General features: G+C 46.2%; 13 protein-coding genes and 1 pseudogene. 2 read left to right on the forward strand and 12 right to left on the reverse strand.

Annotation, left to right across the window (positions count from 1 at the left end):
- Both K8S19_08560 and K8S19_08565 read left to right on the forward strand, forming a co-directional pair.
- The coding region (locus K8S19_08560; GenBank protein MCD4813727.1) for a hypothetical protein at positions 1-930 on the forward strand (930 nt) is incomplete at its 5' end.
- A gap of 53 nt (positions 931-983) precedes the next feature.
- A complete protein-coding gene (locus tag K8S19_08565; GenBank protein MCD4813728.1) occupies positions 984-1,898 on the forward strand; it encodes a PorV/PorQ family protein in 915 nt (304 codons plus the stop codon).
- 52 nt (positions 1,899-1,950) lie between these two features.
- Here K8S19_08565 and K8S19_08570 read toward each other — a convergent pair.
- From K8S19_08570 to K8S19_08625, 12 genes and pseudogenes are all read right to left on the reverse strand, one after another.
- Positions 1,951-2,097: pseudogene (locus tag K8S19_08570) on the reverse strand (virulence RhuM family protein).
- A gap of 63 nt (positions 2,098-2,160) precedes the next feature.
- A complete protein-coding gene (locus K8S19_08575) occupies positions 2,161-2,388 on the reverse strand; it encodes a DUF2442 domain-containing protein (GenBank protein ID MCD4813729.1) in 228 nt (75 codons plus the stop codon).
- Positions 2,385-2,657 (reverse strand): DUF4160 domain-containing protein, encoded by a 273-nt coding sequence (locus K8S19_08580; GenBank protein MCD4813730.1) that lies wholly within the window; start codon positions 2,655-2,657, stop codon positions 2,385-2,387. Before K8S19_08580 ends, K8S19_08575 begins: the two co-directional genes overlap by 4 nt.
- Positions 2,658-2,818: 161 nt before the next feature.
- Positions 2,819-3,160, reverse strand: a complete 342-nt coding sequence (locus K8S19_08585; protein ID MCD4813731.1) for a hypothetical protein — start codon at positions 3,158-3,160, stop codon at positions 2,819-2,821.
- Positions 3,161-3,469: 309 nt separating this feature from the next.
- Positions 3,470-3,925 (reverse strand): TerB family tellurite resistance protein, encoded by a 456-nt coding sequence (locus K8S19_08590; GenBank protein ID MCD4813732.1) that lies wholly within the window; start codon positions 3,923-3,925, stop codon positions 3,470-3,472.
- Positions 3,926-4,351: 426 nt separating this feature from the next.
- The gene (locus K8S19_08595; GenBank protein MCD4813733.1) at positions 4,352-5,065 is read right to left on the reverse strand and encodes an anaerobic ribonucleoside-triphosphate reductase activating protein; all 714 of its coding nucleotides are present in this window, start codon (positions 5,063-5,065) and stop codon (positions 4,352-4,354) included.
- Positions 5,043-5,207, reverse strand: a complete 165-nt coding sequence (locus tag K8S19_08600) for an anaerobic ribonucleoside-triphosphate reductase (GenBank protein ID MCD4813734.1) — start codon at positions 5,205-5,207, stop codon at positions 5,043-5,045. Before K8S19_08600 ends, K8S19_08595 begins: the two co-directional genes overlap by 23 nt.
- A 5-nt stretch (positions 5,208-5,212) precedes the next feature.
- On the reverse strand, positions 5,213-7,288 hold the full coding sequence (locus K8S19_08605) for a ribonucleoside triphosphate reductase (GenBank protein ID MCD4813735.1): 2,076 nt from the start codon (positions 7,286-7,288) through the stop codon (positions 5,213-5,215).
- A gap of 753 nt (positions 7,289-8,041) precedes the next feature.
- Positions 8,042-9,499 carry a hypothetical protein gene (locus K8S19_08610; protein MCD4813736.1) on the reverse strand — a complete coding sequence of 486 codons (1,458 nt, stop codon included), beginning with the start codon at positions 9,497-9,499 and terminating at the stop codon, positions 8,042-8,044.
- Between the two features lie 167 nt (positions 9,500-9,666).
- Positions 9,667-10,632, reverse strand: coding sequence for a DUF4340 domain-containing protein (locus tag K8S19_08615; GenBank protein ID MCD4813737.1), 966 nt, complete (start codon positions 10,630-10,632; stop codon positions 9,667-9,669).
- Between the two features lies 1 nt (position 10,633).
- Positions 10,634-12,310: a GldG family protein gene (locus K8S19_08620; GenBank protein MCD4813738.1), complete on the reverse strand. Its 1,677-nt coding sequence runs from the start codon at positions 12,308-12,310 to the stop codon at positions 10,634-10,636.
- 1 nt (position 12,311) lies between these two features.
- Positions 12,312-13,076, reverse strand: a complete 765-nt coding sequence (locus K8S19_08625; GenBank protein ID MCD4813739.1) for an ABC transporter permease subunit — start codon at positions 13,074-13,076, stop codon at positions 12,312-12,314.
- Positions 13,077-13,151: the final 75 nt, after the last annotated feature.

A 13,151-nucleotide genomic window follows, 5' to 3' on the forward strand; every position in this document is an offset into this window, starting at 1 on the left:
TATACATCCACGCCTATGACCACGGCCACTATAACCGCCACTCCTTTCGGAACCTCCGGAACTGCTACGGCCACTCCCTGGCCTTCGGTCACCTATACATCCACGCCTATGACCACGGCCACTATAACCGCCACTCCTTTCGGAACCTCCGGAACTGCTACGGCCACTCCCTGGCCTTCGGTCACTTATACATCCACGCCTATGACCACGGCCACTATAACCGCCACTCCTTTCGGAACCTCCGGAACTGCTACGGCCACTCCCTGGCCTTCGGTCACTTATACATCCACGCCTATGACCACGGCCACTATAACCGCCACTCCTTTCGGAACCACACCTACCGCCACCGCTTCGGTCACCTATACGTCCACACCTACAACCACGCCTACCACCACAATAACTCCCACCGGCACCTCCGGAACTGCCACGGCCACTTTCTCACCGACAGTCACCTATACATCCACACCTATTGCCACCGTGACCTGGACCGCGACTCCTTTTGGAACTACACCTACCGCTACCGCCACCATAACAGTCACGCCTTTCAGTACCTCGCCCACGGCAACTGCTTCGCTCACCAGAACGCCCGAGGTAAATCCCAGCGTAACCCCAACCACCACAGCGGTTATCGTACTTCCAATTAGCAGCGTCAAGATAACCAATAACATCCTCAATCCCGTTAAAAGCAGTCAACCGTCCTTGATTTCCTTTCATCAGGAAACTCCCGGCAGGATTACTGTAAAAATTTACACCACCCACGGCAAGTTAGTCAAAACCTTGGTGGACAATAAAGAGTATCAACCCGGTCAACACACAATGGAATGGTATGGAAAAGTGCAATCCGGAGAAGTGGTTCCTTCCGGAATCTATGTTGTGCATATCCAGGCTCCGGGCATTAACCGCTACGTGAGAATTGCGGTAATCAAATGAACAAAAACCGACTCTATAAACTTATAAATCTACGAATTCAAGGAGGAAGCGACATGTTTATAAAAACTCTGACCCTCGTGCTCACCAGCCTGTTGCTGTGCGGGCCCGTGTACGCCCAAATCCTCAGTGGCGGCGAAACACTCAAGACAGCCATCGGCGCCCGCCAGACCGGTATGAGCGAGGCATTTACCGCTTTATCCGGTGATGTTGCCGCCATGTACTATAACCCGGCAGGGTTGGCCAAACTCACCTCGCCTGAAATCACAACGATGTATACGGCCAATTTGTTTGAAAACCAAAATGCACTTATTGCCTTTGGAATGCCGGTACCGTTTTACGGTTCCAACACCCTCTCAATCGGTTTAATGAACCTGGCGGGAGCGCCCATGGATATTTATTATCCGGACGGCACAACAGAAACCCGAACCTCGCAAAACGATCTGATCACAACCGTAGGAATTGCCCGTCAACTTTCAACATCATTCTCGGTCGGCTTCAATCTAAAGTTCTTTTATTCATCACTGATTGAAGAGTACACTGCCCTGGCTTTTGGCTGTGATTTGGGAACGCAATATGCCTTTGCCCAACTCCCCGGTCTGACTTTGGGTGCGGCACTCCAGCATCTGGGAACGGAAATAAAATATGAGGACGAGGGTGATCCCATGCCAACGACGCTCCGCATCGGCGCGGCCTATGCCTGGCTGTTGGGAAAACCGCACACAGTGACCATCAGTACAGATGCTTTACTGCCCAATGACAGTGAGCCGCTGCAAAATATCGGCCTGGAATACAACTGGCAAAACACGCTCTTTATACGGGGAGGATATAAACTGGGATATGATATTGATGCTTTTTCAATCGGTGCCGGGATTGTCTTTTCCGGATTAAAGCTGGATTATGCCTTTTCCAGCACACAACTGGAACTTGCCATCCACCGTGTCAGTTTGGCATATTCCTTTGCGCCCTGAACTTCACTCACGCATTGTGGAGGATACTCATATAAATATGGGTATCCTCCACTACGCTATATTCTTTGAGGCGTTTGGTCACCCAGCTACAAAATTGGATTCCTTGTTGTGATTTGACCCGATAACCAACAGAAATAATAACATCCAAATTACAAGAATTTGTTAACTTGGTAGAAAATTCGGAAATTCCGAATTTTCTACCAAGTCGATCTTCAATTAATTAGAGTGCACCCATCGGGTTTGAACTGACATGATAAAATATTCAATATTTTATATGCGCTTCAATTGTGTCAGCTGACAAATCCGCACCACAATCCCACTCAACAAAATATCCGCCATTTGTTATTTGCATAAAAGCATCTAATTTTTCCAAATCAGTAAAAGCTTCAAATTCCAGATAAGGTTTCACATCAAAAATACCTGCGTTTCCATTATCAAAAATTATTTGAAGTGTATAATCACTATTCGGTTTTACTTCACTTATTCTCATTGATCAAGTCCTTTGATTTTAAAAAGTGTTTTACCATTCACTGCAAGCTCCCAATCTGCCAACAACTCATCCTTATGAATTTCAATCCAGGCAATAATTAGCTTAGCTTTCTGAGGTGATATCGAACCAGCCAGCAATTTGCCGTCCGGCACAGAATAAACTGCTGTTTCACCTTGGTATTCAGCGTGAATATGAGGCAATTTATGTTTTTCAATATCCCGAAAAAACATCCGAATTAAAATACCATAAAACATTGAAATCGTCGGCATTTCTTTTCCTCTTGCATCCTCTAAATTGACTTCTAAACTTATTTTAACCATTTCCGGATAATTTTCACAACTAAAATAACTAATTACACATGTTTTTTATAAATTGATAGAAAATTCAAAAATAAGAATTTTCTAAAATGAAGCTTTTCTTTTCGTCTTCGTTAAGACACAAGCTTTGGTTTTAAATATTTTTCAATATTTTCTACCCCAACCTTAAAATCATTTTTATATGCATCACTACCACCAAATTTCTCATATGTCATACTTTTGGTTTCTTTTTCAGGCGGATTTGGTTTTTCACTTGCATACATAAATGGATGCCTAACGCCATCAATCGCATCTCGATACTTAAATAATGTCACTAGAATACGCCTGCAAAGATCATATTCAAATTTTCCCTTCAACTGTCGTTTCCAGGTGTTAAGACCTGTGATAGCAACTGCGATTGCTGCTCCAGTAAGAATAACATCTTTTATCAGCACTATGAGTTCAGAGCAGGTCACTTGATCTCTCCCTTCAGACAAAATAAATCAGTAGCTAATTCCAACAAATTCAATGCATCATACTATTTTCATCATCTACAACTATCCAGTGAATAAATCACACCACTATCGAGTTACCTTGAAAGACCCTAAGTAAGCTGTTTTTTCACAACGAGTACTGTTTGAGCTCCCCGAAGGGGGCGAGTTACGCAGCCAGAAAAAACAGCTTACTTAGGGTCTTTCAAATGTTTTATTTACTGTATTGATCCGTTGTATCTATCATATTGAGATGATACTTTTTTCAGTATCTCTCCAAGGCTGCCCAACCACCTATTCTTTCAATGCTTCCGGTTTGGTAGCCAGTTTGGCATTGATGAAATCTTTGTGGTCCAGCCAGAGTAAATCGGCAATCTTGCGGATGGTCTCCAGTTCACTGCTTTCCAGTTCATGATCGGCCCAGGCGACCGAGAAAAGATCATGCACCAGTTTGACCCGTTCCTCATAAACACAGACCTTATTCACCTCACGGGTAAAACCCTGCCAGTCCAACCGTTCGGTAATCGCTTTGCCGGCGGCATCCAGGATATCTTCCTGCTGCGCCGCATCGTCAAACCCTTTTTGACCAAGAATTTTTTTCTTGGCTGCAACTTCTTCTTCGGTAATCTTGCCGTCTGCACCGGAAACCAATGAGAGCAGCGCACCTAAAACCACGCGATAGGTCAGTGCGTGATCTTTTTTTTCTTCTGCTTTGGCAATCTTGCTTGTGAAAAGTTCTAAAAGCCCCATGTCCTTCTCCTTCACCCTGCTTAAATTAATTTAATTCCTAGAAAATATATATTATATAAACTTATTCAATTTCCCCGCTCTGAAGAACGGGGATTTGGATATGATCTGTAGAAAATCATTATTACAATTCCGCAGTTTGTTTCTCAAACAAACTGTCCCCGGCTTAACATGCTTTACAATAATGCTATCCCGCTCATGTCACGCAGTTAAAGCCGGGGAATTCACGGTTAATATATTAAACTAAAGTATCATACTGCTCCAAAACATACTCATCAAACGGTTTCATGACCATAAGTCATCTATTTTTTCACAGCGAGTAATGTTTGAGCTTCCCGAAAGGGGGCGAGTTACGCAGCCAGAAAAAATAGATGGCTTATGGTCAAAGAGCACATACTTCTTCTACTACTTTATTTATTATTTTCATTCTCACAAATTTCGTAATGCAACATTTCTCACAAAAGGCCGGGCGATTTCCTGAAACCGTTCCAGGACTTCCCTGGGATAGGCCGGACGATCCATCAAATCCGGATGAGTCACATGGGTGGAAATATACTGCTGAAGAAAATAGGACGGCGCACCCTCAATCAAGCGGACGATTTCGCGAATATCCGCTTCCTGTACCAGCCCGGGTACACAGGTCGTGCGGTACTCGGTTTCAATTTGAGGATTATTGCGCAACAGCGCGATGGTCTGAAGCAATTGCTCCTTGGCATCGGCAGGCGCACCCAACTCGGACGCATACCTCTCAGGCGAGGTTTTCATATCCACTGCCACATAGTCTACCAATTGTTCTTTGATTAAGGTTTTAAGCACATTGGCACGCAGCCCATTGGTGTCCAGCTTGATGGCAAGACCGGTTTCGCGCAAGCTTCTCAATAAATAGGTAATTTGAGGATGCACGGTGGGTTCGCCGCCGGTAACAACAACGCCTTCCAGCAATTTCCGGCGGCGTTCAATCGCTTCAATCAATTCGTCCAGCCGTAGATCGTCCAATCCCTGATCTTCCGCCAACAGGAGTGCATTGTGACAAAAAAAACATTGCATATTGCAGCCGCTGAGAAATACCACCCCGGCGACCTTGCCGGGAAAATCCACCAATGATGTGCCTAAAAATCCCTTAATGCCCTGAATTGCATTCATTTTTCTGGTTTTCCTTTTCCGGAACAAACTCTGTCCGATCTTTAAATTCTTCCTGCTTCCCTTTGTTCCACTGCTGTACAGGCCTAAAATAGCCTACCACGCGTGAATAAACCTCGGTTTTTTCAGTACATTTTTTTGACATTGTATTTACCCCCTTTCGCTCGTGACTGGTGTTTTATGCGGTATTGCTGATGTCTCGCTTGCGGATTCTGGAATTTCCGTATCACCTGTTTCATCTTCTTTCATATACGGACATTCATAATGCTCCCCGCGGATATACCCATGCACCGGACAAATTGAAAAAGTTGGCGAGAGTGTAAAATACGGCAAGGTATAATTTTCGGCAATACGCCGCACTAAATTTTTACAAGCACGGATATCGTCAATACTCTCCCCAAGAAAAACATGCAGCACCGTTCCCCCGGTATAACTGGATTGGAGCTCATCCTGATGCTCCAGAACCTCAAAAACATCAATACTGCCATTAACCGGATATTGAGTTGAATTGGTATAATAGGGTTCATCCGTGCCCGAAGTAATAATATCGGGAAACTCGCGGCGGTCCAGCCGGGCAAACCGGTACGTAGTTCCTTCCGCCGGGGTGGCTTCCAGATTATACAACTCTCCATCCGCCTGCTGGTATTCCTGAAGGCGGTCACGCATAATATTTAATGTATGCAATGCCAGCGTCCGACCGGCCTCCGTCTCAATGCCCTGTCCGGTCAGATTCCGGGCCGCTTCATGCATGCCGCACAATCCGATGGTGGAAAAATGGTTGGACCAGTACTGACCGCTGCGCTGCTTGACACCTGCGAGATAAAATTTGGAGTAGGGATAAAGATTCTTCTCTGTGTAGCGCTCCACGATCTTGCGCTTGGCCTGGAGGCTTTCCCGGGCCAGGTCCATCAAATTCAGGATCCGCGCGTGAAACTCTTCTTCAGTCGCAGACAAATACGCAGCCCGGGGTAAATTCAGCGTCACGACACCCAGACTGCCGGTCAGGGGATTGGAACCGAACAAACCGCCGCCCCGCTTGCGCAGTTCACGATTATCCAGCCGGAGCCGGCAGCACATGGAGCGCGCGTCCTCAGGGTCCATATCACTATTTATGAAATTGGCAAAATACGGGATACCGTATTTCGCGGTCATGGCCATAATCGAATCCACGATCGGCGCATCCCAGTTAAAATCTTTGGTCAGATTGTAGGTCGGAATGGGGAAGGTAAAAATACGGCCATGGACGTCGCCGCGCATCATGACCTCGCAAAACGCACGGTTGAGCATATCCATTTCCTTCTGAAACTCACCATACGTCTCCGGTTGCAATTCCCCGCCCAAAATCACCGGCTCATTTTTCATGCGCTCCGGCATCTGCAGATCCATGGTGATATTGGTAAAAGGCGTCTGGAAACCAACCCGGGTCGGTACATTGACATTAAAAATAAATTCCTGCATACACTGGACAACTTCCTTGTAAGAAAGCTTGTCATACGCAATAAACGGCGCCAGATAGGCGTCAAAATCAGAAAAAGCCTGGGCACCGGCTGCTTCGCCCTGTAAGGTAAAGAAAAAATTACAGATCTGGCCCAGCGCAGTCCGGAAATGCTTAGGCGGTCCGCTCTCGGTCTTGCCGTACGCGCCCTGCAGACCTTTCGTCAACAGGTCACTCAAATCCCAGCCGCAGCAATACACTGAGAGGGAGCCTAAGTCATGGATATGAAAATCACCGTTTAAATGGGCATGCCGGACACGCCCGGAATGTAATTCCTCCAGCCAATATTGAGAAATCAGAATCGCGGTAATGTGATTGTTCAATCCCTGGAGCGAATAGCTCATATTGGAATTTTCCTTGATCCGCCAATCATTTTCTCCCAGATAATTATCAATAATTTCATTAGCAGAAGAAAACAATTCAGAGGTTTTGCGCAATTTGGAATGTTGGGCACGATACAAAATATACTGCTTGGAAACGTCCTTGAATCCCTCATCCATCAGGGTGGTTTCGACAATGTCCTGGACATTTTCAACCGTAGGTATCTGGTCGCCTTTATAGACAGCTCTTAAAATATTATGTACGCGCCGGGCGGTATTCTGTGCCTGCGCGAGATCATGCTTACCCACGGCAGACATGGCGCGAAAAACAGCGTTGACAATTTTTTGTTCATCAAAAGGAACGAGCCGTCCATCACGTTTTCTAATTTGACCGACACCCTGAATTTCCATTAGTACATTGTCCTCCCATATAATTTAACATAAACATATTTCTGTTGTGATTCATCTCAATTTTTATTGAGAGTGAATAAAACTCCGTTGAAAACGGCAAATCTACTTAATCACAATATATTGTTGTACAATCAATAAACACACACTATATATGGGCGTTTTTAATCTGTCAATAAATTTATTTTCCCTATATTTAAAGCCTTTTCGAGCCCACACCCCGAAAAAACAACCTATAGAAGCCTTTCTGGATTGCAAAAAAAATCACATTTTTCCCACCAGGAAGTCCTCTTTTCCTGGTCATCGCACGATCCCAGTTTCATCAAAAACAGATGTCAAAGAAGGCGTCAAGTGAATAGCGTGCCCGCGATACCCTGTTGAAATTGCTTAATAAGGATAACGCATGATCGTTTAAACCTTCGAAGAGATGTCGGGGTGTTCAATCGTATCCTGCTGGGTATGCATTATTTTGATGATCACACGTGCTGCGGGTGGTCGTGATCACCCTAATTAAGCCGGGTCAAACCTTTAATAACGAGCCTGTGTCAACAAGTGGCAATTCCGTTCTTTACATTTGATTGTCGTTGCGAGGAGCGGTTTTTGCGACAAAACAATCTGTTTTGATTGCAAAGATAAAAACAGGATTGCGACCAACGGAAGTCCCATACGATCCCCCATCCGGTCGGGGCTTCGCTTCGCCCGCAATGACAAATATCAAATTATTTAAGAGACACTACCGCAGCGTGCTACCCGGACCTATTTTTTCTTTCGCGTTTTAAGAACACGCTGCTTGATGACTTGTTTTTTTACGCCGGTATTTTTTTTCACAACTTGTTTTTTGGATACCGTCTTTTTAGTTGTAGTTTGTTTGACCTTCTTCGCAGCCGGCTTTTTAGAGGCTGCCTTTTTCTTGGAAACCAGCCTTGGGGTCTTTTGAAAAGCAGGGACTGCCGGCTTCCACTCCGGGTGCTTGACAGCACTTTTCTTTTTTGTCACAGCTTTGGGCACGACCGGTATTTCTGATTGCAAAACAGGTTCCGGTTTGACCGCTGCTTTTTTCGGCTGCACTTTCATCACTACTTTTGGTTCTACAAAATTTTTAGCCAGCCAAAGTGCACCCAACCCTGCAAATAATACAACCAAGCTGATTAAAGCACCCACGACCGGGATCAACTCAACCAGGAAGAGCGCGGTAAAACCAAGAACAAATGCCCCAATATTTGCTTTCATTTTATCCGGGGCCGGTTTAAGCACCAGCACGCCCAGTAAATATCCCATGCCGATGGCGGTTGCCATCCAGGCTGCAAAAGAAGTAATCCCCAGCACAATGGCAAGGGGAATCCCGATAATGGTAATGATAAAAATAATCAAACCAACCAATATTCCCAATGCAGTTAAAACGCCCCAGCCCAGACTGGACCAGAATTGATACCGCATGACCATGGCATACCGCCGCGCCGGTTGCGGAAGCAGCAGGATAAGAATACAGCCCAGCACCAGCAAACCAATATAAATCGTCAGGCGGTAAACCACTTTGCCAAATGTAAAAAAATTCTTCAGTCCGGCGGACACATCGTCTTGATCTTCTCCGGTATTTTTTTTCCAAACCGGGCGATTCTGGACATGGGCTCCCTGTTCAATATGAATCTCTTTTTCCGCAGTATACTCCAACCGCCCCAGGATACGTGCTTTTCGACCGATGATGATGGACCCTGCCTCAATCAGCAGGTCACCGGCAACTGTCCCATCCAGCATGACCGTGTTGGCACTGATGCGCATCCTGTCATTAGCTGTGCCGCTAAAGTGGACGCTGCCCCCTAAAAACCAGGAATCCGCTTCAAACACACTCTGGGGTTTGACATAAATTTCCGAGGCCAACACCAATGCACTCCCGCCAACCCTCCCGCTTAAAATAATATGCTTGGCCAGGACATGCAAATCATCGCCTACTTTGGCATTGATCTCGCCTTCCACCACCGCCACATTTAAATCCTGGACCACGGTGCCGGCAATCGCGGCTTTGGAAGAAGCCGCGACAAACAGGTCCTGAAGTGCATTGCCGGAAAAATCAACCTGCTCTGCCGCAATATAAAAATCCTCATCCAGCAAATCGCCGCGATCATAATAGATGTTTTCCCCGGATTGAAACTGCATCCCCAAAACCGGTGATGCCGCTAAAATGACCAGCAGTGCAGATAAAATTATTTTTCTCATTTCCAGCTCCTTTATTCATGCAGGCCGATGTACGCTCTCAGTCGGCACCTAAAATCCTTGACCGCTTCTATCCTAGCATTATAAAAAAAGGTTGAACACTCAGAAATCACTTTATTCAAAAAAACTCCTTGGCTTGCCAATTGGGTTTTTCACCAAAAACGAAACGCTTACTTGCCCAGCTTCAATACTGTCAGCAAATTCTTGCCCTGATAATCACTGATCTCATAGATCGTTTTTTCCCCTTGACGCCTCGCCCAAAAATGCCCCTGCTCGGTTTTTTTCAATAATTCCAGCATCTCATTTTTATCCGGCGTTCCCACCTCAATCAATGCCAATATTTTTTTATCCCATACGGCATCATCTAAAATTTTAGATGCCGATAACCGGGCAAACGCATTGAGAAAACGGCTCACCTCGGCATCCGGCAGTACGCTCCCCTGCTGCTGATCTTTCCAGACCATTTTAGCCGGTAATGCCGCAGGAGTCACAGCCTGGGCACCGTCCTTTACAATTTGTTCCTGCACAACCTCTTCGCGGGCGACAACCCGGGCCAGTCTCCCCTTTTGTGAAATTTGAATTTTGCGAATCGTATCTGTCGAAAAATCATAAATCTTCAGACTGCGCCACTGTTTGGCATCTTGGTTTAGTTGCTGTGTGATGTCGCCCAACAAGCTGTAAACACCGGTCTTGCCCGGGAGCCTGATATAGGTATGGGTCTTGGCTTCATTGACCCGGCCGACATACAGTTCAAGCTGTACACCCGCTTTGCCGGCAATCATGACATGCATGGCTGTGGTCGTGGCAAGCCCGAAATCCGCTTCCGCCTCGCTGCGCCGGGTAATCATATTGGTAATCCGCAATTCCCCCAAAAGACGCTCCAAGGAGCTGCCCTTGCCCGGGTCAACCGGAAAAACAATGGGTTCCAGCAACTGCCATGCCCCGCTTTGTTTTTCAAAAACAATTTTCTCGTCGCCTTTTTCCACGATTATTTTTTCAATTTCTTCTGCTTTTACCACCGGCAACTGAGGAAGCTCCAGGGTGCTGAAACCCTTATTCCCGGTCTGACTGATCAAAACATAGATCAACAAAAGCAGGAAAAAACCGCCTGCAATAATAAACTTTTTCTGTCTCACTTTATGCGTCCTCCTTCTGCTGATCTGACGATGCTTGCTCTTCCGGCGGTGTACGCTGAGCATCCGCAGGTGATTGATTAAACTGCGCGGCAATAATTGCCCGCCGCGCCTCCATCCGGCGCCAAAGCACCAACCCAACAATAATCACCAAAACCGGGAGACCCGCGGAATTAAATATTTTGATAAACTGACGATGTCCCTCGGCAATTTTACCAATTGCGGCTGCCTCACCGCCTTTACTCCGAATCGCAATCAAGGCATCGTCCTGAGCAACCCAGTCAATCATATTCTGTGTCAATTGGGCCAAACCATCTTTACGCCGTAGATCAATAAAATCATTGGTAATAAAATCAGCCCCGCCCACCACCACCAGGCGGGCCGGCTTGGCATTTTTGATATACGCCGGCAATACTGCCGACCCATCACTCGACAGCGGAACCTGCCCCTCTCCAAATGCACTGGGAAAAGCACCCGTCAGTGTCAACATCAAATCATACTGTTTCATCTCGTTTTTCTGCGGCGGCTGAATATATTGTGGCGAGAGCATGAAAAATTTCATCTGCGACCAGGCATGCTCCGAACTTCTGGCTAACACGCTCCCGACCAGTTGATTTTTCTCTACGACTGCCTGATTCAAACTCAGTGAACTCACAAAAGGCAATGTAAATGATTCTAAATTTTTAACAATCAAATGCTCCGCATCCACATGCGTAACCAAAGGAAAGGGCGGGTACGGCACAATGTTCTGCATGATAAAACCGGGACCACGCTGTGCCACCGAAATCTTCTGACACTGGGCATCATACACCAGATCCGGCATGATTTGGCCGCCGTAGGCTGCGACCAACTGCGAAAGCTGTGAATCCACAATTTTTGCCTGCATGGTTTGACGCGCATCCGCTTTGACCATCCTGACAAGCAATGCAAGATTTTTGCCTGACCGCAAGAAATGATCCAACAGATAACGCTTATCATCCGGTATCATCTCGGTCGGGCCTGCAACTACCAGCGCATCAATCCGCTCCGGAATGGTTCCGGTTTTCAAATTAACCGGCTGGACCTCATAGTTTTTCGAGAGGATCGTCACCAAATTGGAGAGTTCCGTTTCATACGCAGGCTCACCAAACCCCTGAGTAATACCCACGACTTTCATCTCATCCTGGATTAATTTCTTAATCATACCGGATAGCTGATATTCCATGCCGGTCGTATCCTGTAAAAGCGGGATCACTTCTTTTCTTCCTTGATACACAATGGCCAAACCCATGTAACCGTTTTTCTGCTCAAATTTGTCCTTTTCAACCGCAGTCAACTGAATCTGGTAAACGCCCAGACTGCGGGCCTCCTGTGCCAATTTAGGATCATCCGCCGGATCCAGAAACTGATAATTAAAATTGCCATTCGAATATGCCCGGTAATCCTCCAGCAAGTCACGCAGGTAGCGCGCATTGGCATTGTAGGGTGGCGGTAATTTCTTGGTAAAAAATGCCTTCACCGTCAAGGGGTCCTTCAACTGACGCATATACTGTTTGGAAACTTTGGAGAGCGAATAAGCATGGGTCTTGGTCAAATCAATGCGAACAAACAGTTTTATGGAAATAATATTGATCAGCACTAAAATGCCGATAATCATCAGAAAAAACGAGAAATCACTGCGTGTGCGTTCTTCGAATTTCATCCTATTTCCTCCTTTCCAAAACCAGGCGCGTACCCATAAAGGTAATCACCAACAAGGAAATAAAATAAACCAAATCCTTGGAATCAATGACGCCGCGGGAAAAATTCTGGCTGTGGTATTCAACCCCGAGATATTGAAACAGGCCGACCAAAAATCCCGGCACCACCATCAATACCTTATCAATCAGGAAAAGAACGAAGCACAGTGCAAATCCCAGAATAAAGGCCACGATCTGATTGCGTGTCAGGGCTGAGGTAAACAACCCAATGCTCAGATAGGCTGCGCCTAAAAGCAACAATCCGATATAACCGCCAATCACCGGTCCCCAGTCCAGCGGACCCAGGGTTGAAATGGTAATGGGATAACTCAGTGTCACTCCAATGGTGATTGCCAAAAAGCTGAAGGCTGCCAAAAACTTTCCCAGGAGCATCTCCGTCGTGGTCAGCGGCAGGGTCATGAGCAGCTCAAAAGACCCGCTGTTCATTTCCTCCGATAAAAGCCGCATGGTAATCGCGGGTGCCAGAAACATCAGCAACAGCGGAGCGGTCGTAAAATACATCCGCATATCAATCTGTCCAAAAAGAAAAAAACGGGAAAAGAAAAACCAGCCGGTAAATACCAGATAAACCACCATCACCACATAAGCAATCGGTGAAAAAAAATAAGAATAGAGCTCTTTTTTTGCCTGACCGCCAATCCGTTTCCAGCTCCGCAGAATATCGAAGCGGGCGGAACCGGAAGCGGGGTTATCCGTTTGGATTGTCATAAATAAAATCCCTCCTTGAAAACATTCAAAATATGGAGCCCTACGGGCTTGCCCGTGGTACCCCTTTTGACCTTG

Source organism: bacterium, assembly GCA_021108215.1.
Lineage (GTDB): Bacteria > Oederibacteriota > JAAXVQ01 > JAAXVQ01 > JAUVAV01 > JAIORK01.